This window comes from Streptomyces sp. NPDC044002, from assembly GCF_056434525.1.
Genome location: NZ_JBWKEZ010000015.1, coordinates 1 through 20,875, shown reverse-complemented (window position 1 = coordinate 20,875; position 20,875 = coordinate 1). Strand labels below are relative to the sequence as shown.

Genomic DNA, 20,875 nt, shown 5'->3' with positions numbered 1-20,875 from the left:
GCGACCAAGTGCTCGTGCGAGACGTGGCGGGCCAGCAGCAACACCTCGATCAAGGCCCGGGTTCCGGCGGTGTCTCCGTGGGCCTTGACCGCCGCGGCCCACCAGGCGTCGTGGACCGGGGTGAACTTGTCAGCCGGGCGGGCCTGTTCGAGCGCCGTAGGGCGGCATCACCCGGTCGGATCGGCATGGCGGCATGCTGGGCGCGTACCCGAATTGGTTCCTTGATGGACATGAAGCTCACCCCGCGCGCCCGCCTGCTGATCCCCGCACTCGTGGCCGGCCTCACGTTGCCGTTGACCACGGCCACCCCCGCTTCCGCGCAGTCCGCGTTCGCCACTCGCATCGGCGGCCAGGTGGCGGTCAGTGGCCTCCCTGGCGAGGCCAACACGATCGTTCTGTTCGGCCTCGGTCCCCTGAACGCGATCGACCTGGCGATCGCCGACACCAACGAGGGTGTCGTCGCCGGTCCTGGCTGCACCCAGTTCTCACCTGCCGTGGCGCGCTGCGGCCGTTGGTCCACCGTCTCCCGGATCACGGTCCGGCTGGGGGACCAGGACGACACGTACTTCCACGACATCGGCGCCGTGTTCCCTGCCACTGTGGACCCGGGGCCCGGCAACGACGACATCTTCGCCGGCCCCCGCGGTGACACGATCAGCGCCCGCGACGGCGCCGTCGACGAGATCGACTGCGGCGGCGGCTTCGACGTGGTCACCGCGGACCCGGCCGATGTCGTCGCTGCCAACTGCGAACTCGTCCGCCGCGCCTGAGTTCCCTCCGGGGCTTCTCTCGGGCTTCTGGGGGTCCGTCGGGGCGGTGGCCCGAAGCCCCAGTGCCCGCCGCGAGTACCCGGTGGGCAGCCGTTCGACACGAGGGCCGGGCCGCCCGCGGCAGCGGGGTGGAGGCCCCCGCCGTCCGGCGGGGGACAGCTCTGGCCGGGTGGCGGAGGGTGTCGACGGTCCACGGCCGCAAGACTGGGGCCGCGGCCGCACCCACGGAAGATTCCCGTCAGCGAAAGGCACCCCCATGTCCCGTCTCACCCGCACGCTCGGCCTCGGCGCCGGCGCCCTCGTGGCCGCCCAGGCCGCCTTCTTCGTCACCGCCACCAGCGCCTCGGCCGGCCAGGCCGACTTCGGCGGAGGTGCGGGCGACCGCGCGTCCTCCACCTTCAGCCCCACGGCCGGAAACTGCGAGGGTCTGCAGGGCTACCTCCGCTCGCACGGCGGCAACGTCACGAAGATGAGCAACGAGTTCCAGAACGAATGGCGTCAGTGCGCGGCGGGCGCCATAGCCGGCGGCTTCGGCAAGGGGTGATCCCCCGTGGAACGGCCGCCGGGAGGGGAGTGGGGCACCGAGCCCCACGGCAGCCGTTCCACGCACGCCTCTCCAGAGGCCGAAGGGACCGGGCACACAGGGTGGCCGGTTTGGCTCCCTCCCCCCTCGGGGTAACACCACCCCGAGGGGGGACCCCGAGCACGGGTGGCCCATCGTGATCCGAGTCGTCATCGTCGACAACGAACCCCTTCTGCGCGCGGGACTCACCCACGTCCTGCAGGCCGAGGACGACCTGGTCGTCACCGGTGCGGTCCCGGTCACGCAGGCGGTGGCCACCGTCCGCGCCCAGGAGCCCCGTGTGGTCCTGCTGGACGCCTGCACCGTGGACGCCGGACCCCTCGCGGACGGCTTCGCGGCGGTGGCCGCCCCCCCTGCCGTGTGCGTGGTCTCCCGCTCCATGGACCAGGCGCACATCGCCACCGCTCTCGCTGCGGGAGCCAGTGCCTACCTGCCCAAATCGGTACCACCCACCACCCTGGCCCCCGTGGTACGACTCCTCGCCGACGGCTTCACCGTGGTGTCCGGCGACGCCGTGCACGCGGTACGGGGACGCTTCGCCGATGACCGCCGTCTCCCACTCGACCGCACGCCGCCACCCGCACTCACACCCCGCGAGCGCGAGGTCCTGGGCCTCCTCGCCCGTGGCCTGACCAACCAGGAGATCGCCGTGTGCCTGCACCTGGCCCACGGCACCGTCAAGGACCACGTCGCCGCGCTCCTGGCCAGACTCGGTGCCACCAACCGGGCCCACGCCGCCCACATCGCCCACCGGACGGGCCTGCTCTGACCGCTCCGCGGCGGAACCACGGCCACGCGGCTTCCCCTCAGCCGCACGAGCCGAGTGAGTACAGCCTGTGACCGCACCACAAGAAGTGGACCAGAGCAGGTTCTCGTGAACAAAGCCGCATCGCCGCGGTCGCGGGGATCGCCGCCCTCGGCTGCAACGTGGTCGACGTGGCGATCAAGGGCGACTGGGACGCCGGTACGTTCCTCTCACTGGGCGCCGACGCCCTGGGCGCCCTGCCCGGAATCGGCTCGGTCGCCAAGGGCCTGAAGGCCTGGCGAGCGGCCGCCCACCTACGCGAACTCCTCATGGCCTGCGGCATCCTCCCGTCCTCCCCCTCATCGACAAGCAGATGTGCCTCGTCGAAAGCTGGCTCGTCGGCCACCTCGCAGCCATCGACGACTCCGAACGCATCCAGATCGTCCGCCGTTTCGCGACCTGGGACGTCCTGCCCAAACTCCGAGCCCGCGCTGGCCACAGGCCCCTCACACCCGGCAGCCGGAAATGCGCCGCGGACCAGATCAGGCACGCGACGGCCTTCCTGAGCTGGCTCGACGACCACGACCGGGACCTCGCCACCTGCCGCCGGGCCGACCTGATCAACGACCTCGGCGTCCCCACGACTGCCGGGCAGGCTGCGGCGATCCGCCGGCACGTCCTGGAGATGCCGGCCCCCGTCGTCGCCGACGCCCTCGGCTATCACCACGTCACCACGACCAAGCTCGTCGGCGAACCCGGAAGAACCCGGAGGAACCCGGAGGAACCTGGAGCCGATACGCCCCCGGCGACCACACACGGTCACCCAGGGGCTGGGTTCCTCGGGGCACTGGCGACAGTTGAATACGAGAGCTCACCAGTAGGGGACGTCGCGTGCAAGCCGGGCCGCTGGCCGGCCCGACCTCACTCAGGCGTGGACAAGCGGAATCGTTCTCCCGACCCGCAGAACCTTCTGCCCTCAGCAGGTGGCCCGGTACGCGACGTTCGGCAGGTACGTGCCCCAGGCGGAGCGGTCCAGTCCCCCGCCCGCCCGGCGGCAGACGTCCGCCGCGGCGGACGCCGGGGTGACGTCGATCCGCTGCAGCGGCGCGTGCGCGCCGGCCACGTAGAGGGTGGCCCCGTCGGGAGAGAAGGCGAGGTCGTACACGCTGTCGCCCGCGGTGGGCAGTGGCGATCCGACGGGCAGGTGGGACGCGAGGTCCCACAGCTGGACGACGTTGTCATGGTAGGCGACGGCGAGCGTGCGGCCGTCGGGCGAGAAGGCGAGGGCTCCTGCCGAGGCCGCACCGAGGTCGGCGCGGGTCAGCACGCCGAGGCGGCGGCTCAGGGAACCGTCCCACAACGTGACCCGGCCCGCCCGCTCCCCGGCCGCGTAGTACCGCCCGTCGGCGCTGAACTCCAGCGATTCGACGGCCGTACCCGGGTTCTGCGGTTTCGGCGTCGTCGTCATGCCGGGCAGGTCGACGACTTCGCCCGAGGCGGCGACGAGCAGCCGGCCGTCCGGTCGGATGGCGAAGTCGTTACCTCTGGGGCCGGGGACGCTCCCGGTGACCCGGTTGCGGAACGGGTCCCAGAAGTCGATCCCCGCCGACTTGCCGCCCGGCAGGACCACCCGGCCGTCCGGAGCGAGAGCGATCTCCCCGTAGCGGTCCGGCGGGTCACCTGCCGGAGGGAGTACAGCGCGCCGTACGACGTCCCAGAGCGCGATGCTCCGCGCGTAGCCCGTCCCCTTCGTGCTGTAGGCCAGCTGAACGCCGTCCGGGCGGAACGCCAACGACACCTCGCAAGGCGGTGCCGCCCCCTTCGGCTCGCCCGGCACCGGCATCCTCCGGCACGGCAGCCCGGGCAGTTCGGCGACCGGCGTGCCGCTGCGTCCGTCCACGATCCCGAAGCGGGCCGCCCCGTCCGCGCCGGGGCGCCCCGCGGTGACGAGCATGCTCCCGTCCGGGCTGAACCTCGCCGCCAGCGGGCCTTCCGGCTGCCAGTCGGCCCGAACCGTCCGGCTCACGTCGAGTGTGCGGACCACCGGCTCCGTACCGCCGTCCGCCCCAGCGAGGTAACGGAGCCGTCCGCTCCGCGGATCGACTCGCGGCTCGGCGGGGATCTCGCCATTGGCCGGGTAGAGCAGGACCGGCCAGTCCGGGCTGTCCAAGCGCCAGAGGACCACCTCGTCACCGGTCAGCGCGACCAGGTAGCCGTCGTCCGTGCTCAACCCGATCCGCTGTAACCGGCGGAACTCCAACGACGGCCTTTCGCTGCCGTTGGCCGTGTCCCAGATCCGGATGCTGCCGTCGACGATGTGGGCCAGTAGCCGACCACCTGCGACGAACTGGTACTTCTCCTCGTAGCAGTCCCGGTCGGCAGTCCAGGCCATGGTCAGCTGCCTTCGCTCGGCGACGTCCCAGAGCTGGAGTGGACGCCCCGGGACGCAGAGGGCGAGCAGCCGGCCGTCCGGGCTGACGGTGACGTCCGGGGCATCCGGGGCGACCGGGCGGCGCTCCCTGGCATGCCTGGACATCGTCGCCCCGGACACGCGGGTACCCCGTGGGTCCGCCCCCGGATCCCGCCGCTCGCGGAACTCGAGCAGCGCCCGGCTGCTCTCCGCGTCCCAGAGCGTGATCACGTACTCGGTGGGCGTGCGGTCGTAGCCGATCACCTGCCGGCCGCTCGGGCTCATCTCCGCGCCGCCCGCCGCCGGGCCGAGCACCCGGTCCGGTCGGGCGCCGCTCAGATCACGGATGGCGACCCGGCCGGCGTTCTCCTCGGATTCCTCATCCGGGAAGAAGGTCACCAGGTCTCCGTCCCCGCGCTTCCACCCCGCCCGTCCGACGGCCTCGCCCAGGCCCGGGAAGGTACGGACGACCGTGCCGGTCTCCAGGTTCCGGACGGTGACTCGGTCGGCCCCGATGCTGGTGAGGGTACGGCCGTCGGGGCTGAGGTAGCGGGCGGTGCGGGGGTCGCCGTCGGGGTCGGTGAAGGCGTCGAGTTCGCGCTGGGCCGTGGCGGCCAGCACGGAGGACCGGGTCTCAGGCAGGTCGGCCAGTCTCCAGGCGGCGAGGCCGAGGCGCAGCGCGGTGCGCGGGTCGGAGAGCCGCAGGCTGGCGGCGACGCCGGCGATCCGGCGCGCCTCGGCCTCGACGCGCCGCCGCTCGCCGAGCCGGTTCTGCTGCCAGGCGATCAGGCCGGCCGTGAGGGCGAGCGCCAGTACGGTGCACAGCACGCCGGTGAGTACCCGGCGGCGGCGGTGATCGCGGCCCCTGGCTGCGGTGCTGGCGGTGAGGAACTCCCGTTCCAGCGGCGTGAGGTCGTCGTCCCGTCCGCCGCCGCCCGCGCGGAACCGTTCGACGGCGACGGACAGCTGCAGGCCCCGGTACAGTGCGCCGGCGTCCCGGCCCAGGCCCGCCCAGGTGTGGGCGGCCCTGGTGAGGCGGCGCTGGACGTGCAGGCGTTCGCGGTCCTCGTCGATCCAGCCGCGCAGCCGGGGCCAGGCGGTGAGCAGCGCCTCGTGGGCGAGGTCCACGGTGGACTCGGTGAGGGTGATCAGCCGGGCGAGTGCCAGCTGTTCGAGGACGAGCGCCGTGTCGGGGCCGGCCAGGTCGAACTCGGCGCGGTCGGCGGGCCGCCTGGTGTCCTGGGTGCCCTGCCCCGGCGCGACCAGCCGCAACAGCACCCGGCGGGCGGCGGCGGCCTGCCCGGGGGTGAGGCCGGCGTGGAATTCCTCGGCGGTGCGGGCGATCGCGCCGTGCAGGCCGCCGGCCGCCTCGTACGCGCTCTCGGCGAGAGTACGGCCGTGGCGGCGGCGCCAGGTCTCCAGCAAGGCGTGCGAGAGCAGCGGCAGGCCGCCAGGTTCGTCGGCGAGGTCGCGGACGATCCGGGCGGTGAGCGCCCGTTCGACGACCAGGCCGCGGGCCATGGCGGGCCGGACGACGACGTCGCGCAGCTCGTCCGGGGTCATCGGGGTGACCAGCCGGGTGGTGTCGCGGACGGCCTCGGCGAGCGGACGGTGTGCGGCGCAGTGGCCGAAGAAGTCGGCCCGTACGGCGATCAGCACGCGGGCGCCGCGTTCCGGCTCCGCTGCGGCGAGCAGCAGGTCGAAGAAGCGGGCGCGTTCGGCGGTGTCGGCGCAGAGGGTGAACGCCTCCTCGAACTGGTCGACGAGGAGCACCACGCCCGGGCCGGTGTTCTCCGGCGCGAGCAGCTCCGCATGGCTGCGGGCGGGATCCGGGCCGGGGGTGAGGATGCGGATCACGGTGGGCCGGTGCGGGCCGGCGGCCTCCCGCAGGACGGGCACCAGGCCGGCCCGCAGCAGTGAGGACTTGCCGCTGCCGGACGGTCCGACCAGCGAGACGACCCGCCGTTCGCGGATCAGCGCGGCGAGCCCGGCGACCAGGCGCTCCCGCCCGAAGAACAGCTCCCGGTCGTCGGGCTCGAACCGGGCCAGGCCGAGGTAGGGAGCGTCGGCCGGATCACCGGCGGCCGCCGCCCGCTCGGCCAGCTCCCGGCTCGCCCGCTGCCAGCGTTCGGTCCACTCGTCGGCGTCGCCGTCGCACGCGCCGACGTAGGCGAGGGCGACGGACAGGGTCGGCATCCGGTCGCCGGAGGCAGCCTGGGCGAGCGCGGCCGACGAGTAGTGCGCGCGGGCGGCCATGGCCCGGTAGGTGAGGCCGCCGGCCTGCTGCCGGAGCTCGCGCAGCTCATACGCGAAGCGTTCGGCCGGCCCGTCCGCCGGATCCAGTAATCGTTCGCGACGCCCCATCCCGTCCCCCGGTCCCCCGACCCCACGACGCCGTACGGCAGCCGCCCACGGTAGGCGCCTGGATCCCTTGCCAGCAACCTTCCTGACGCGGCGTCGGGACTTTGTCCACGGTGGTGCGAGGGGTCTGCTGGACAACGCTCCGACGGCGAAAGCTGAGGTCAGGGCGGCAGTCGCCGACCCGATCGGCTCACTCTCGAACTGAGGGAGACAATGAACATGAACATGAACATGCGGAAGAGGGCCGCGGTCCTGCTCGCGTCGGCGGCCACGGTGGCCGGCTCGCTCCTCGCCACGGCCGCGCCGGCCCAGGCGTACGGGACGCTGGACGTCCGCTACGCCGAGGTGGACACGGACAACTGCGCACGGCTCCGGGGCACCCTGGCGGTCACGCATTCCGCCAACGGGTGCTACCTGTACGACTCCGTGGACAACACCTACTTCGAGAAGGACGCCGACGCCGTGGCCGCCAAGGCCGAACTGCGCGACGGCGGCAAGCTCGTCTCCAAGGTCGAGTTCCACCCCAACGGCGAGAAGCTCTGGATCTACGACACCGCCAACGACGGCGACACCGTCTACGTCCGCGTGTGGACGGCGCGCACGGGCTGGTCGCCGGTCTACTACGCGATCGGCACCGACAAGGTGGTCGACATCCACACGGTCGACTTCGACTTCAACGAGGGCGAGCAGGTCCGCATCGACATCTACGACAACTCCGACGCGACCGACTGGATCACCTCCCTCTGGGCCGTAGCCTGACGGCACCGCCCCGGGCTTTCCCGCGCACGGGGGCGGGGAAGCCCGGGGCGGGCGCGGCGGCCGTGGTCGACAGGCCGTCGGCGTCATCACCAGTGCCGACGCGCGGTGGGGGCTGGTGAACAGAGCCGGCCACGGCCTGTGCCACCTGGGCGAGGAACGGAGCAGGCAGCTCCTTCGAGGACCACGGGGACCAGCCGTCCAGGCCGTCCCAGAACCGCTCGGCGATCCGCTCTGCCCGCTCGGAGGCCTCGGACGGGCTGAGACCGGGAAGCCGCAGGGGCCCCGCCGTCCAGCCGACCAGTTCGTACACCTCGATGTACTGGTACCACTCGGCGTCGTCCCAACCGCGTCTGTCGACCGGGCCCAGGCCTTCGCTGTCGCCCGGGTGGCGCGCTCGGCGTGCCCGAGCATGTCCAGTGTGAGCTGGAATCGGAATCTGGCGAAGATGTCGAGGTGCTCGCCGACCGTGCTACGGAAGGCCCTGCCCCGCCGACGGCCGCAGTGAAGGCGGCCATCCCATGCGGGGATCGGCATGGGATGTCCCGGGGCCGATCACGGCATCGAAACAGCCCTGGTGGTACGCATCGCAGGCAGCGACGATCGCCTGCACGTCGGCGTCCGTCGCCTGCCTTTCCGGGTCCATCCGGCCCCACAGCCCGCTGAGCGAGCGTTCGACGGCGGTCCTTATTGCCCGGTGAGGACCGCAGTCCTGGAGACGCGCGGTCCACGGCAGCAAGGCTTGACGGCAGGCGATCCAAGGCCATTCGGATGGGCGGGGGTTCGGGCGGGGCGGTTCCCGCTCGGGGGTCGTCCTGGGGTTCGTGTCGGTGCGGTCGGTGCCCGCGGGCTTGGTGTGCGGGCGTGTCTGGTTCCGGCGGTCGCGGTCCGGGCGGCGGGGGCCGGGTGGCTGGCCGGGCTGGACCAGCGCGCTGATTCACCGAGCCTGGCCGGCGAGCAGGACGAGCGGGCCGACCATCTGGTGACGCCGGTGCGGGGGACGTTGAAGAAGCCCAAGCAGCGGCGTGTGCTGTCCGCGCTACGGGCCACCAGGAAGATGCGGATGACCGGGGCGCACTGGCTGGTGCTGATGACGGCCGAGCGGGAGGGCCGCGAGCAGATCCTCGCCCAGTACCCGGTGCTCACCTTGGACCAGCCGGCCCCCGCCGGGAGCCTGCGGGTAGCTGACTGCACCGCCTGCCCGGCGCCGCGGGCGTACCGCGACCGAGGCACAGAAGTGCTGGCTCCGCCGCGAGCAGTTGACGGGGAAGACGCGATATTGCCGAAGGGTCACCGTGACCGTTCGGTGAACGGAATTGCTGGGGTGTGTGGGACGTGCGGGGCCGTCTTCGGGGAGACCGGCCCCGCAAGGGCCGAGGGCTCGGAGACAGGCGCTCAGCAGTACGTCCGGGCCTTCTTGACTTCGGGTTCGGCCTGCTGGGGGTCGGAGGTCACGTTGAGGAGGTCATGCGCCTTCCTCAGGGTGTCGGCGAGCGGCTGGGACTTGGCGTCCGTCAGGGCGGCCGCCCTGGCCAGTTCCTCGGCGCCGGCGAGGCGCACCACCGCGATCTCGAAGGCCTTCCCGTCATCGGTGCCCGGCAGCGGTTCCGGCAGTCGGCTCAGGGCCGCACAGGCCAACTCGGCGTCGGTGCCCTGGACCTTGCCGGACGCGACCCCTGACTGGCAGGCCGTCAGCGCCAGCAACAGACCGACCGCGGCCACAGCAGTTGTCGGACGCCCCATTGGTTCCCCCGCTCGAAGACTTCCGGCCATCCTCGGGGGCTCCGCTGAGGGGGCATAGTCCAATCCCGGCCAGCTTGCGCGGCTACCGACCCCGCAGAGTCCGAGAGTTCAGAAACAGGCACCAAGCATCCGTGGACCGGGGTGCGGTTCGCGTCCGCGTGGGGGTCCCGCGACGTCCTGGACGCGCTCCGGGCCCGACCGGAGATGGCCGCGGAGATCAGCGCCGACCGCGCGATCGACCGCGGCGGCGTCTACCGGCACCCGGTCCGCTTCCAGCGGCTGCGCCTGGACGTGGGTGTGGAAGACGTTCCGCTCTTCGGTCAGGGCGGGGCCGCGGCCGCCGGCTGACGGCGGCGCCAGCCGTGAGGTGGGGGCGTGGGTCCGGGCGCCCCCGTGGCGGCCGGGCCCCGAGCGCTGGGGGCTATCGGCGGCGGCGCAGGAGCGGTACCAGCACGGCGAGGGCGCCGACGTAGACGCCGAGGGTGCCGAGGGCTACCTGCGCAGGGTTCACCCAGGACGGCGCCAGCCGTATGACGATCCCCGCGCCGATCCCGAGGACGGCGCCGATACCCGTGAGCAGCAGTGCGAACAGGACGTCGCGCTGGAGCCGCAGCCGCAGCCGCAGCCGCAGCCACAGCCGCAGCTGCGCGGCCTCGGCCCGCTCCTGGGCCGCCGCGAGGGCGTCGGCGATGGCGAGGGCTTCGGAGGCCTGCGGAGCCGTGGGGGTGCTGCCGGTGGTGATCGTGGTCATGGGTGGTTCCCCTTCTGAAGTCCGGCACCGGGGCCGGGGAGTGGGTGAGCGAGAGCAACAGTGCGGCCGCAGACCGCGGTCGCCCAGTTCTCGCGAAAATCCGCTCCGGGCCCTCCCGGCGGGCTGGGAACCGTGGATTCGCGGGGACTTGACGCAGTCGTCTGCCGTCGCCGGATGAGGCTGCACCACGCGGGGGTCAGCTCCGCAAGCCCGGCCGGACGGTCCTCGCCCGCCGAGCCGCTGCCCGGGGTACTTCCCGGGGGTGAATCTGTGCCTCGTGTACGCGTACGGGACTTGTGCGGTGCGCCCCCAACCCGCCCTGAAACCAGGATCATTAACACCAAACGGGATCTTTCGGCATGTTTCCGGCGCGGCCCGGTTGGCGGGCCGCGCCATTGTGCGTTTGGGGTGTGGTTGGTGATGGCTGTGGTGCGGCGTGAGGTCTACGACGAGTACGAGGCGGCGGGCCGGCTGAAGGTGTCGGTGGCGGCCTGACGGTGGGCGACGGGGTCGCGCCTGGTCCCTCCTGCGGACGCGGGGCCGGTCCGGTGGTCGCGGGCGGTGGTGGAGGCCTGCGACCCCGGGGCCGTTCGTGCGGCGCTGCGGGGCCCGAGCGGGGCCGGGGTGGCGGCTGACCGGCTGACGGAGGCCCTGGGGGTGCCGCTGCCGATCCTGCGGCCGCGGGTGACCGCCTCGGCGGTCGGTCACCTGGTGAAGGCCGGTCTGCTGGTCTACCTCGGGGGCGAGGCCGAGTTCCCCGACGTGCACCCGGACCAGGTGGCCGGGCTCGGCCGCCGCCGGGACCTGCCCGCCCTCCTCGACGGGTATGTGGCCCTCGGACCCGACCAGGCCGCGCGCCGGCTCGGGGTGTGCCGCGTGGACTTCGACCAGGTGGTGCGGCTCGGGTGGTTGTCGCCGGTGAGCGCGGTGGACATCGACTACAAGCGGCAGGGCGGGGTGACGGCGGTTCCCCTGTACTCCGCCGAGGACGTCGCCCTCCTGGAGGTGGTCCGTCCCTGCGCGGACTGGCGGGCGGTGCGCATGGTCGCGGCGGGCCGCCGCTCCCCGCTCGCCGCCCTCGAACCGGTCGCGCCGGGCGGCGATCGGGTGTTGTTGGCGGGGGTGGCCCGTATCGCGGGGGTGGGCAGGGCCGCGGTCGTGAACTGGCGCCGCCGCCATGGCGACTTCCCCGCCCCGGTGGCGGGTACGAATGCGCACCCTCAGTTCGACAGCCGCGCGGGGTGGTCGCCTGGCTGTTGGCCCACGACAAGATCGCCCTGCCCATGGGGCCTACGGTCGCTTCGCTGGTGCTGGCCGGGGCCCATGGCGCCCAGCACCGGTTCCGCCTCGATGACCCCTGGCTCACCCTGGCCGACGATCAGGCCGGCGAGGACCAGCTGTCGGGCTGGTCCACCGACGAGGACGCCGACGCGCTGGCCGCTCTCGTGGCGGGGGTGATGGGGGCGTCGGTACGTCGGCTGACCGCGCCCGGAGCGGTGCCGTTGGCGGTGGTGGGCGAGGTGCGGGTGATCGACCGATTCCGTACGGGGTCGGGCGGCCTGCGGGTGACTCTCGCGTGGCCGGCCCGCCTGCGGGGCGCCGCCGCGGAGGGGGCGGCGGGCGGGGTGGTCCGCCACGGGGTGGCGTACGGGATGGCGGGCGGGAAGTGCGCGTGCCGCCGGTTCGACTGCGGCGGTGTGGCCCCGGTGGGCTGGTGCGAGGAGCACGGGAACGACGCCAGCCCGGTGGTGGAGTGTCACCCCGGCGGGGGCCTGCGCTGCGCCGAGCTGGCCGGGCGGCGGGTGCGGGCGTCGGTACGCGGCTTACGGGCCGTCTGTGTTCGGTGTCCCGGCGGGCGTGGGTCTGGCGGGACACCCTGGTGTGTCATGGCAGTGCGCCGGCCCCTTGAGGCCCTGCAACCGAAGGCCGGTGCCTGCTGTCCCGGACATGGCCCAGCTTTGCGGTGCCGACCACGACGGCGACGGGCCTCAGATTCCTCCACCGGCCTGGTGGGGGAATCTGAGGCGTGGAGCGGGGATCACTTGTCCCGCGGTGCTGCGCCCCATTTGCGTACTGCCCACACGGCGAGTGCGGTGCAGGCCGCCGTGATCAGGCTGGCGGGGAGCTCGGTGAGCAGGCCCTGGACAACAAGGGTCAGTGCCGTGTCGATCATGGTGTCTCCCGGTGCGATTCCGATGGGTCTCACCCAGGTTCGATCCGGCGACAGGCGTCCTGACGTGGTCGGACGTCGGCAGACAACTCAACGCGGGGATTTACGAGTTCGGACGCGGTACGTTGGCGTCGGACGTAGTTGGACGCTTCTGGACACTCTGCGGGGGATCGCGCATGGCCCGGCTTACGGCTCCCACGTTTCCGCCTGGGCCTCGCAAGAGGCTGAGCGATGAGCTGCACCTGGCTCACCGCCGGGCGGGATGGCCTTCGGTGCGGGAGCTGGCTCGCGCGCTGGGGACCGGAGTGGTCAGCTCGAGCCGGATCCACGACGCCTTCTTCAAGCCCCGGCTGCCGACCTGGGGGCTTGTCCAGATGCTGGTGGTCGAACTCGCCGGCCGGACTCCGGGAGCCGATGCGGCGGCCGAGGTGAAGCGGTTCCACGTGCTGTGGGACGAGGCGGCGGAAGCGGATTCCTTGCCGCAGGCCCTGGCTGCGCCGGGGCAGGCCCAGACGGTGGCCTTGTCGGTGCCCCAGGCCGTGACGGTCACTCATGTTCCGCCGGTCGGGAGGCCTACACCGCGGAGCCTGCTGCTGGCCGACCTTTGGCGGTTCAGCAATCGAGACGACGTTCAGCAGGGATACATGCGCCGGATGCTCTACAACCTCCTTGACCGCACTGCGGAGGCTGCCGGCGTTGACGCGGCGGCGCGGCGGCAGGCGGACCGGGGTGACGGCATCATCGAGTTGATCGATGCTGCTGTCCCCATGGCCGATCTCCTGCGCGCCGTGCTTGCAGTCCTTCCTGCCGAACTGCGTGCGGTCAACCGGCTTGCCGCGTCCTCGGTCCGGCTTCGTCCGCGGCTGGTCTTGGCCACGGGCAGCGTGAGCGTCGATGAGCGGGACGGCTGGGCGGGCGCTGCGCTTAACGATGCCTGTCGGCTGCTCGACGCAGAGGCAATGCGGGCGGCGCTGCGCGAAGGCAACGACGATTACGCGCTGTGCGTATCGGACCCCGTCTACTGGGCGACTGTGCGCCAGAATCACCCCGGCATCCCTGCGGAGGCCTTCCGAGAGATCGCCGTCCCGGCGAAGAACGGCATGCTTCAGGCCTGGCTGCACCAACCCCTGCCGGACTAGCACCCCAACAGCGGCGGGAGCACGCCAGCCCCGGCTCGCCCGCACGCGGCCGGCCGGAAGTGCCCCTGAGGGCTGTCATCGCCGTCATACGCAGGACGCCGTTCGCGGGCGCACCCCCGAGCCCCTCGTTCCTGGGCCGCTACCGGTCTCGGGTCCGGGCGTTGTGCCGGTGTGGGACGGATGAAGCCGGGGCGTTCGCGCCGGACACGGCTGGAGAGCGGGCGCTGCGGTACGCGGGCGCCGAGGGACTGGATGTCTGCGGCTGCGGAGGACTGGAGCGGCTTCTACGAGGGCGGCCGCCTTGCGCTCATCGTCTGCCCGCCGTGCCACAGCCCCTTGGAGTCGGCGGAGGCGGAGCTGAACGCGGCCGCCGTGACGGTCGGGAAGGAAGCGGGCGGGCGCTTCGCCGCGGATCCGGTGGTCTGCCTGACCGGCACGCGGGCCGACCCGGGCACCGTCCTGTACGGGCGGGACCACCTCCAGCGCATCGTCCTCGACGGACCCGTCGACGGCCTCGACGTCATCGAGGACCTGCCGCCGGAGACGCGGTGCGTGCCCACGGCCGGCGGCGTGATGATCTACCCGCCCACGGCCTGCGCTTAGTCCAACGAGGGTTGGTGTCGGCGGGCACCGGCGTGCCGGTATCGCGTACGCGTGGCTACGTAGGTCAGAAGCGAGAAGTCGTCATAGCCAGGTGGGGTTGCTGCGCGGCCGTAGGGTGATAGTCGGTCGGAGCTTCGAATCCCGGGGAGGGTGCCATGGCCGAGGTGAGCGACATGACGGTCGCCGAGGGCGGTCCCGATGACGTGCTGGATTTCCTGGCGATGTTCTACGACCACAGTTCGTGGCTGGTCCCGGTGCAGTACGTCGACCTGCTCGAAGCGCGGGAGTGGGAGGAGCCTCCGCCGATCGTCAAGCAGGTGCTGCGCCACTTCCGGGACGGGCAGGCACGGATCTGCCGGGACCTGCTGACCCGCATCACCGGCGGCTCCGTGCTGACCGACGAGGCCCCGGAGTTCGCTCCGCAGGTCGAGGAGCCGGAGCTCTACCTGCACTTCCTGGTGACCAGGGTGAGGTTCCGGCAGTTCAGCATGGCAGCACTGGTCGCTGATGCTCGGGCCGAGGCCGCCCGCCGTGGCGCGCGGGTACTCCGCACGCACTGCTGGGCCGGCGAGGAGGGTCGCATGGTGCGGGAGTACGAGGAGTTGGGCTTCACCGCGACCCTGGAGTTCGAGGAGCTGCGGTCGGACGGGTCGCTCTGGCCGGGCCCGATGCTTCACACCCTGGTGTGAGCGGGCGGTCAAACTCACCTGCCAATCGGTCAAGATCGGTTGCCAGAGGACAGTGGGCGGCCGGTGCCGGCCTGCCGCTGGCTTGCCGGTGACCTGGCGCCGGCCTGGCGGTGGCCTGCCTGGGGGTTGGGGGTGGCCTGTCGGTCTGCCGTTCGCCAGGCCTGGCCTGCGGTGACAGGTTGGGCAAGCCAGTTTCGCCCCTGGTGGTCCGGCAGGGCCAGGCTGCGGGTGTCGGTGGCGGCCTGGCGGTGGGCGATGGTTTCGGGCCTGGTCCCGCGGGCGGAGGCTGGCCGGAGGTTGTGGTCGCGGGTGGTGGTGGAGGCCTCCGGCCCCGGGGCCGTGCGCGCGGCGCTGTGGGGCCCGATCGGCGCCGGAGTGGCGGCGGACCGGCTGACGCATGCCCTGGGGGAGCCGCTCCCGAGGTGTTGGCCGTGGGTGACCGCGTCCGCGGTCGGGCACCTGGCGCGAGCCGGCCCCTGGTGGGACGCCGAGTTCCCGAAGGTCTACCCGGACCAGGTGGCCGCCCTGGCCCGCCGCCGGGATCTGCCCACCCTCCTCGACCGGCACGTGCCCCTCGGACCGGACCAGGCCGCGCGCCGGCTCGGGGTCCGCCGAACGGACTTCGACTTGATCACTGGCCGGCTCGGGTGGTTGTCCCCGGTCGGCTCCGTGGACGTCGACTACAAGCACCACGGCGGGGTGACCCGGGTCCCCCTGTACGACTGAGCCGAAGCACGATGGTTGTCACCAAGGCAGTGTGTTGTCACTGGCACCGCCGGACGAGGCCCGCTGCGTGATCGGGCCTTTAGCGTTGTGGTTGGTCTCGGTCGTGTCGTTCGTATGGTTGGGCTGTCCGGGGGTGCCGGGTGGGCCTGCCTCGCTGTCGGTGGCTGGTGACAAGATCACCAGCATGAGTTTCGTACGCACTACTCCGCCGCGGCCTGTCGAGGTGACAGCGGTCTTCCCTGAGCTGGCGCCGCTGGCACGCCCCGCGATACGGCTGCATCCGCGTCAGGGCTCGCCGTCGGTCAGGGACAGCTCGGTCGGGGGGCCGTTGCTGTGGCCGGCAGGAGAGCCGTGGCCGCACTGCGAAGACGCACACCTGCACATGGACAGCGGCTTTCGTCAGTCGCCGACCGAAGTGCGACTTGCGAGGCTCTTGCAGTACCGGCGGCGCCCTGACCTGGAGTCCACGCTCACGCCCGAGGAGGAAACGCTCAAGGAGCGTAATGCTGCGTGGCTCGCCAAACGGCGTGACGCCGGTCCTCCCGGACCCGCCGAATGCCCGGTCCCGATGCTGCCTGTGGCTCAGCTGTTCCTGCGGGACGTACCCCTGTTGCGGCCGCCCGGGCAGGCTGATCTGCTTCAAATTCTCTGGTGCCCGTACGAGCACGATCCGGATTACAAGCCGGCGACCGCACTGTTCTGGCGGTCCGCCGAGGACGTCGGCGACGTCCTCGTCACACCACCGGAACCGTACGAGGCGGACTATCCGGGTTACGTGCCCGAGCCGTGCTTGCTGGCGCCAGAAGCTATCACCGAGTACCCCAACAGCCTGGACCTGAGCCCGGAGCTGCAGGAGATGCTGGAGGACTGGAATAGGTGGCAGGCAGGCGGCGCCAACGTGGCCAGCGCCTACGCGGCCTATCCGCGCGACTTCTACTCCATCCATCTGGGCAACGCACCCGGCTGGAAGGTCGGCGGCTGGCCCCCGTGGGGACGCACCGACCCGTACCCCCAGTACTGCGCCGTGTGCGATGCAGAGATGCTTCCCCTGCTGACGATCGCCTCCTGGGAGTGGGACGGCGGTGAAGGACGCAGCTGGGCGCCGCAGGAAGACCAGGCCAACGCCGCCGGGTCCCACTACGCGGGCCAGGACCCCTCGCAGCCAACCGCCGTTGAGGTAGGCAGCACGGACAACATGCAGATCTACGTCTGCCCGACCTCCCCCGAGCATCCGCACACCGACCTGATCCAATGAGCTGTCCCAGCGCGCCGTGACACCCAACCTGCTTCGAGCGCTGCTGGTGACAAGTAGCGTGCTGACACGGTGACAACCACGGTGCTTCGCTCGCTGGATGCCGCAGGCCAGTGGAGGCTGACGGTGACAGGTACCGTGCTTAGGCTCAACGCCGCCGAGGACATCGCGTTTTGGAGGTCGTCCTTCCTTCGGTGGACTGGCGGGCCGTGCGCGTGGTCGCTGCGGGCCGCCGCTCCCCGCTCGCCGCCCTCGAACCGGTCGCCCCGGGCGGGAACCGGGTGTTGCTGGCAGGGGAGGCGCGCATCGCCAGGGTGGGGAGGGCTGCGGTGGTGAACTGGCGCCGCCGCCATGACGACTTCCCCGCCCCGGTGGCGGGCACGGAGGTGCACCCGCAGTTCGACTGCGGGGCTGTCGTGGCCTGGCTCCTGACCCACGACAAGATCGGCGTACCGGTGGGGCCGAGGGTCGCCTCGGTGGTGGTGCCCGCGGCCAACGGCATCGCCAGCAGGTTCCGCCTCGATGACCCGCACCTCGTCCTGGCCGAGAACACGGCCGACGTGGACTGCCTGTCGGGCTGGTACACCGACGAGGATGCCGACGCGCTGGCCGCCTTGACGGCCGGCACATCGGGGGCCACGGTGTTCCGGTTGACCGCGCCCGGTACCGGCCCGCTCGCGGTGCTCGGCGAGGCCCGGCTCACCGAGCGCTTCCGTTCGGGCTCGGGGGGCCTGCGGGTCCGGGTGGAGTGGCCGGCCCGGCGGGGTGGTCCGGCACGGGATGACGTACGCCGCCCCGGGCGAGGCCGTCGTGTGCCGCCGGTTCGACTGCGGCGGAGTGGACCCGGCGGCCTGGTGCCGGGAGCACGGCGACCAGGCCGTCCCGGTGATGGAGTGGCATCCCGGCGGAGGCCTGCGCTGCGCCGAGCTGGCCGGGCGGCGGCGGGCGCTGCGTGGCTGACGGTCCGTCTGCGTCCAAGCTCCGGCGGGCGGCTCGCGGGCCTGACCGGGACGCGGGCCGAGCCGCGTACCGTCCTGTACGGGCGGGACCACCTCGACCGCATCGTGCTCGACGGGCCGGTTGACTGGCTCGGTGTTGTTGAGGAGCTGCCGGCGGGGACGCAGTGTGCCCACAGTCGGCGGCGTGATGATCTACTCGCCCAAGGGCCTGCGCCGCGGCTGAAAACGATCAGCCGTGTCTGGGTGGGGCCGTGGCATGATCAGCATCATGATCAAGGGGTGGGGGGCCGCCGCGAGCATCACGTTCGCCGTCGTGGCCGCGATGACCGTGTCGGGATGTGGGGAAGGGGCGGATGCCGAAACGAAGGCGACGCCCACGCCGAGCGCTGCGAGCGTCATTACGGCCACGACGCGCTTCAAGGACGCTGTTGCTCAGTTCGACCTGACTGATGGCTGCCCCAAGGCCGCCGGGGCATGCTGGGACAAGATGCTCGCTGTCATGAAGCCTGCTCGGGAGCTACGCAAGGCCATGAACGCGAACCAGGCCGGGCCAGCCTTTTGGACGCCGGCGTACGCGCTGATCGACAAGATGGAACGAGGTATCGCGGTAGGCGAGGACAGGGTGAGCAACAGGCCGGACGTGCTGGGCTCTGCCCACGAACTGGGCCGGTGGCTTGACGCCCACCCTGCTCAGTAAGTGCCGAATCTGATCCGCTCATGACATAGCTCTCGGGACGACTGCGGTGGCGTCACCCGCCAGCCCGTGGTGCTCGGACCACGGCACGGCCGCTGGCCGGGCGGCGGAGGACCACATCGAGGGCGGGATCTACTGCTCGCAGCGCGTTGCCCGGCGCGGGACGGCGCCCGCCCGCGGGTGAGCGGCGGGCGGGCGCAGACAGTTTCACCCCCGTGAACCTGACCGTGGGGTGCCGTTGACGGTCGCGAATGTGTCTCAGGGAGGGTTGTTCTTTCCTGGGACGCTCATTGGTCCAGGGTGCTTGTCAGGTAGTAGCCGGTGGTTCGGCGCCTGCCGGCCGTCGTGTGGCTTTAACGCTTCTTTTCTGGCCCCACTTTTCCGGTCTGGAGTGGCCCCATTCGGCGGATTCTGCTTGTGTCGGGTCGGTCTGAGGTGGCCCCGGGTTCCGGTCAGTCCTGGCCCCACTCACTGGCCTGTCGGGGCAGGAAGCGTGGGTCGGCCGTCAGGACGTACTGGCTGAGGAGTTCGCGGTTGTGGAAGGCGGAGTGCAAGAGGACGGCCAGGTCCGTGAGGGCTTTGCGGTCGCTGCTTGAGACGACGAACGTGCCAGCTTCTGATCCGAAGTGGAGCGTGTCCGCGCTGTCGGGCATGTGGGAACGGACCAGTGACTCGGCCAGCCCCTCCCAGCCGTGTCCATTGCTCTCGGCGTTGTGCTCCTCGAAGACGTCGGCGACCTGTTCCATGTCGCCGTCGAAGAGATAGAGGCAGTGGGAGGGGTCAGGTTCGCCGGTTTCGTCCAGGTGGAACGGTGCCAGGGCTGATGGGTCGATCATGCGGTGATGGTAGGTGCCCTGGTCCTGGTCTGGACGGGGCGGTTCGTCAGGCTGAGCGGGTGTTCGCCTTTGCCGTCCTGGCTTTCGTCTGGGCGAGTCGGTAGGACTCGGTGCCGGTCTCGATGATGGTGCCGTTGAAGGTGAGCCGGTCGCCGATGGCCGCGCAGAGCCGGGGGTCGGTGAACGTCTTGGTCCAGCCTCCGAACGATTCGTTCGAGGCGATGGCCACGCTGTTCTTCTCCTCCCTCTCGGTCAGAACCTGGAACAGCATCTCGCCGCCCCGCCGGTCGAGCTCGAGATAGCCCCGCTCATCCACCTATGCCGATATCCGCATAGATCGATGAACTCGGCTATATGGAACTCGACCGCCGCGGCGCCGAACTCCTCTTCCAGGTTCTGACCGAGCGGGAGGAGAAGAACAGTGTGGCGATCGCCTCGAACGAGTCGTTCTCCGAATGGGGACAGGTGTTCGGCGATGAAGTCCTCGCCACCGCCATCCTCGACCGGCTCCTGCACCACTGCGACGTCGTCTCCATCAACGGCCCCAGCTACCGACTCAAGAACCGACTCGCTGCCATCGAACGTGACAATACGGCCGCTTGATCAACACCGGTCTCACCAGGGGCCAACCTTTATGCCTTGGTCACGGCCGCCGCGAGCTGCTTCGGGTGGCCGTCAGGGCCTGAGGCACTCTCCCTGCGGATCGAAGCAGACGAGACCGTGTTCATGAGCCAGAGCAGCGGCGTAGTCGGACACTTCCTCAGCCTTGCCATAGGACATGACCAGGTACACGATCGGCCCTGACGCTTCGTCGATGACCGGCACGGACGCCCATACGGCACTGCGGTCGACGTCGTCCGGGTATCGTTCAACGAGCGCCGCTACGTAGGCCGCGATGCGGGGTGCAGGAGGGACGGCGACATCGTCCGACTCCAAATAGCGCTCATAGAGCTCGTCATAGGTCGAGCCTGCTTGGTGGTCGTCGAGTGGGCGTTCCCCGTCCCACACAGCAAGGTCATAGCTCACAAGCGCATCGTCGCAGTTGGCAGTTCCCCCAAAGTCAGCGGGCCCCGAGATCTACCCAATCACCAGGTCATTGTGAGAGGGCGGTTCGTGAGTCTTCGGGTGGTTCTGGTGTCGCCTGATGGTGTGGGTGCAGACCGAATCCTCCGGTCCGCGGTCGCCGATGTGCTGGTGTGATGAGGTGAGTGAACGCAAGCCGTACCCGAGTGACTTATCGGACGGGCAGTGGGCGTTGATCGAGCCGGTGATCAGGGCGTGGAAGAGCCGGCACCGCTCAGTGAGCGGCCACCAGGGCGCCTACGCGATGCGGGAGATCGTGAACGCGATCCTCTACCAGGGCCGGACCGGCTGCCAGTGGGCCTACCTCCCGCACGACCTGCCTCAGAAGAGCGCGACGTACTACTACTTCGCCGCCTGGCGGGACGACGGAACGGACCAGGTGATCCACGAGCTCCTGCGCTGCCAGGTCCGTGAGAAGGCCCGCCGATTAGGTTCTGTCCGGCGGATCATTCGCGGAGCCAGAGCCTGATGGCTGCGGTGGTGATGGTGCCGTGGAAGACGTAGGCGCGTTTGTCGTAGCGGGTGGGTGCGCCACGAGGCGCCATGGAATCGAGTGAGGTGAGAGACCTTCACCGCCGGGTTGTCGCGGCAACCCGGTTGAAGCT

Annotated in this window: 20 protein-coding genes and 3 pseudogenes; 15 read left to right on the top strand and 8 right to left on the bottom strand. The window is 71.3% G+C overall.

From position 1 onward, the window contains the following. The first annotated feature begins 230 nt into the window (after positions 1 to 230). From AC07A6_RS13975 to AC07A6_RS13965, 3 genes are all read left to right on the top strand, one after another. Complete coding sequence (locus tag AC07A6_RS13975; protein ID WP_362459714.1) at positions 231 to 770, top strand: hypothetical protein; 540 nt, start codon at positions 231 to 233, stop codon at positions 768 to 770. Positions 771 to 1,026: 256 nt separating this feature from the next. After that, entirely contained in the window at positions 1,027 to 1,314 is a 288-nt protein-coding gene (locus AC07A6_RS13970; protein ID WP_386271108.1) for a hypothetical protein, read from the top strand. A 175-nt stretch (positions 1,315 to 1,489) separates the two neighbouring features. Further along, positions 1,490 to 2,122: a response regulator transcription factor gene (locus AC07A6_RS13965; protein ID WP_478777234.1), complete on the top strand. Its 633-nt coding sequence runs from the start codon at positions 1,490 to 1,492 to the stop codon at positions 2,120 to 2,122. Between the two features lie 952 nt (positions 2,123 to 3,074). Here AC07A6_RS13965 and AC07A6_RS13960 read toward each other — a convergent pair. Continuing rightward, the gene (locus tag AC07A6_RS13960) at positions 3,075 to 6,872 is read right to left on the bottom strand and encodes an NACHT and WD repeat domain-containing protein (RefSeq protein WP_478777233.1); all 3,798 of its coding nucleotides are present in this window, start codon (positions 6,870 to 6,872) and stop codon (positions 3,075 to 3,077) included. 216 nt (positions 6,873 to 7,088) lie between these two features. On the opposite strand from AC07A6_RS13960, the gene AC07A6_RS13955 reads away from it, so the two are divergent. Next, entirely contained in the window at positions 7,089 to 7,628 is a 540-nt protein-coding gene (locus tag AC07A6_RS13955; RefSeq protein ID WP_478777232.1) for a hypothetical protein, read from the top strand. On the opposite strand, the gene AC07A6_RS13950 is transcribed toward AC07A6_RS13955, so the two are convergent. Next, positions 7,603 to 7,938: a hypothetical protein gene (locus AC07A6_RS13950; RefSeq protein WP_478777231.1), complete on the bottom strand. Its 336-nt coding sequence runs from the start codon at positions 7,936 to 7,938 to the stop codon at positions 7,603 to 7,605. The two genes, AC07A6_RS13955 and AC07A6_RS13950, sit on opposite strands and share 26 nt — an antisense overlap. 1,082 nt (positions 7,939 to 9,020) lie before the next feature. Further along, positions 9,021 to 9,347: a hypothetical protein gene (locus AC07A6_RS13945; protein WP_478777230.1), complete on the bottom strand. Its 327-nt coding sequence runs from the start codon at positions 9,345 to 9,347 to the stop codon at positions 9,021 to 9,023. 162 nt (positions 9,348 to 9,509) lie between these two features. Here AC07A6_RS13945 and AC07A6_RS13940 point away from each other — a divergent pair, with 162 nt between their 5' ends. After that, positions 9,510 to 9,716 carry a hypothetical protein gene (locus AC07A6_RS13940; RefSeq protein WP_478777229.1) on the top strand — a complete coding sequence of 69 codons (207 nt, stop codon included), beginning with the start codon at positions 9,510 to 9,512 and terminating at the stop codon, positions 9,714 to 9,716. 73 nt (positions 9,717 to 9,789) lie between these two features. Here AC07A6_RS13940 and AC07A6_RS13935 read toward each other — a convergent pair whose 3' ends face one another. Beyond that, positions 9,790 to 10,119: a hypothetical protein gene (locus AC07A6_RS13935; protein ID WP_478777228.1), complete on the bottom strand. Its 330-nt coding sequence runs from the start codon at positions 10,117 to 10,119 to the stop codon at positions 9,790 to 9,792. A 624-nt stretch (positions 10,120 to 10,743) separates the two neighbouring features. Here AC07A6_RS13935 and AC07A6_RS13930 point away from each other — a divergent pair. Further along, entirely contained in the window at positions 10,744 to 11,577 is an 834-nt protein-coding gene (locus AC07A6_RS13930; RefSeq protein WP_478777227.1) for a hypothetical protein, read from the top strand. 580 nt (positions 11,578 to 12,157) lie between these two features. Here AC07A6_RS13930 and AC07A6_RS13925 read toward each other — a convergent pair. Next, complete coding sequence (locus AC07A6_RS13925; RefSeq protein WP_478777226.1) at positions 12,158 to 12,292, bottom strand: hypothetical protein; 135 nt, start codon at positions 12,290 to 12,292, stop codon at positions 12,158 to 12,160. A gap of 269 nt (positions 12,293 to 12,561) precedes the next feature. On the opposite strand from AC07A6_RS13925, the gene AC07A6_RS13920 reads away from it, so the two are divergent. The 7 genes from AC07A6_RS13920 (at position 12,562) to AC07A6_RS13890 (ending at position 18,354) form a co-directional block, all read left to right on the top strand. After that, positions 12,562 to 13,428, top strand: coding sequence for a hypothetical protein (locus AC07A6_RS13920; RefSeq protein WP_478777225.1), 867 nt, complete (start codon positions 12,562 to 12,564; stop codon positions 13,426 to 13,428). Between the two features lie 252 nt (positions 13,429 to 13,680). Continuing rightward, entirely contained in the window at positions 13,681 to 14,031 is a 351-nt protein-coding gene (locus tag AC07A6_RS13915) for a hypothetical protein (protein ID WP_478777224.1), read from the top strand. Positions 14,032 to 14,186: 155 nt separating this feature from the next. Then, positions 14,187 to 14,720, top strand: a complete 534-nt coding sequence (locus AC07A6_RS13910) for a GNAT family N-acetyltransferase (RefSeq protein WP_478777223.1) — start codon at positions 14,187 to 14,189, stop codon at positions 14,718 to 14,720. Positions 14,721 to 15,155: 435 nt separating this feature from the next. After that, positions 15,156 to 15,446 (top strand): hypothetical protein, encoded by a 291-nt coding sequence (locus AC07A6_RS13905; protein WP_478777222.1) that lies wholly within the window; start codon positions 15,156 to 15,158, stop codon positions 15,444 to 15,446. A gap of 184 nt (positions 15,447 to 15,630) precedes the next feature. After that, positions 15,631 to 16,701 (top strand): hypothetical protein, encoded by a 1,071-nt coding sequence (locus AC07A6_RS13900; RefSeq protein ID WP_478777221.1) that lies wholly within the window; start codon positions 15,631 to 15,633, stop codon positions 16,699 to 16,701. Between the two features lie 777 nt (positions 16,702 to 17,478). Next, positions 17,479 to 17,658, top strand: coding sequence for a hypothetical protein (locus AC07A6_RS13895; protein WP_478777220.1), 180 nt, complete (start codon positions 17,479 to 17,481; stop codon positions 17,656 to 17,658). A 255-nt stretch (positions 17,659 to 17,913) separates the two neighbouring features. Next, positions 17,914 to 18,354, top strand: a complete 441-nt coding sequence (locus AC07A6_RS13890; protein ID WP_478777219.1) for a hypothetical protein — start codon at positions 17,914 to 17,916, stop codon at positions 18,352 to 18,354. A gap of 449 nt (positions 18,355 to 18,803) precedes the next feature. Here the strand turns inward: AC07A6_RS13890 and AC07A6_RS13885 are convergent, their stop codons facing one another. Both AC07A6_RS13885 and AC07A6_RS13880 read right to left on the bottom strand, forming a co-directional pair. Further along, positions 18,804 to 19,187, bottom strand: a complete 384-nt coding sequence (locus AC07A6_RS13885; protein WP_478777218.1) for an Imm51 family immunity protein — start codon at positions 19,185 to 19,187, stop codon at positions 18,804 to 18,806. A 46-nt stretch (positions 19,188 to 19,233) separates the two neighbouring features. Beyond that, positions 19,234 to 19,503, bottom strand: a pseudogene (locus AC07A6_RS13880) (ATP-binding protein); the annotation flags it as partial. Between the two features lie 20 nt (positions 19,504 to 19,523). Here AC07A6_RS13880 and AC07A6_RS13875 point away from each other — a divergent pair. Next, positions 19,524 to 19,790: pseudogene (locus AC07A6_RS13875) on the top strand (ATP-binding protein); the annotation flags it as partial. A gap of 72 nt (positions 19,791 to 19,862) precedes the next feature. Here the strand turns inward: AC07A6_RS13875 and AC07A6_RS13870 are convergent. Beyond that, positions 19,863 to 20,213, bottom strand: coding sequence for a hypothetical protein (locus AC07A6_RS13870; RefSeq protein WP_478777217.1), 351 nt, complete (start codon positions 20,211 to 20,213; stop codon positions 19,863 to 19,865). Between the two features lie 178 nt (positions 20,214 to 20,391). Here AC07A6_RS13870 and AC07A6_RS13865 point away from each other — a divergent pair. Further along, a pseudogene (locus tag AC07A6_RS13865) lies at positions 20,392 to 20,700 on the top strand (transposase); the annotation flags it as partial. Between the last annotated feature and the right edge of the window lie 175 nt (positions 20,701 to 20,875).